We start from the raw sequence: 738 nt of genomic DNA on the forward strand, positions 1-738 counted from the left end.
CGGCGCGAGGATGTGCGTGTAGTTCTTCGCGATGCTCAGGACCGTCGCTTCGACGTTCTCAGCAAGACCCACTTCGAGTTGCGGCGCGTCGGCCAGCAGCACCTTCGCCACGCCTGCGATCTTCGCCGCTGCGTCAGCAGCAGCCTGAGCGTTGTGGCCCGCAACCAGCACGTGCACGTCGCCGCCGATCTTCTGCGCGGCAGCCACGGTGTTCAGCGTCGCAGCCTTGATGGTTGCGTTGTCGTGTTCGGCTATTACCAGATTCACCAGATTCGTCATTTCTTTGTCGCTCCCTTACAGCACCTTGGCTTCGGTCTTCAGCTTCTCGACCAGCGTCTTCACGTCGGCAACCTTCACGCCTGCGGAACGCCTGGGCGGCTCGGAAACTTTGAGGGTCTTCAGACGCGGCGTGACGTCCACACCGAGGTCTTCGGGCTTGACCGTCTCCAGCGGCTTCTTCTTCGCCTTCATGATGTTCGGCAGCGTGACGTAGCGCGGCTCGTTCAGGCGCAGATCCGTCGTGACCACGGCGGGCAGCTTCAGCGACAGCGTTTCCGCGCCGCCATCGACTTCACGCGCGACCGTGGCACGGCCGTCGGCGACGGTGAGCTTCGAAGCGAAGGTCGCTTGCGGCAGGTTCGCCAGCGCGGCGAGCATCTGGCCGGTCTGGTTCGAATCGTCGTCGATGGCCTGCTTGCCGAGGATCACCAGTTGCGGCTGCTCCTTGTCGACGAGGGC

Annotated in this window: 2 protein-coding genes; both read right to left on the minus strand. The window is 63.7% G+C overall.

The window, feature by feature from the left end:
• On the minus strand, positions 1-270 hold a 270-nt coding region (locus HV773_RS36555), incomplete at its 3' end, for an adenine nucleotide alpha hydrolase family protein (protein WP_484555909.1).
• A gap of 24 nt (positions 271-294) precedes the next feature.
• Positions 295-738, minus strand: a 444-nt coding sequence (locus HV773_RS36560) for an electron transfer flavoprotein subunit beta/FixA family protein (RefSeq protein WP_175198563.1), incomplete at its 5' end; no start/stop codon positions are given.

The organism is Paraburkholderia caffeinitolerans, assembly GCF_902859945.1.
Classification (GTDB): domain Bacteria; phylum Pseudomonadota; class Gammaproteobacteria; order Burkholderiales; family Burkholderiaceae; genus Paraburkholderia; species Paraburkholderia caffeinitolerans.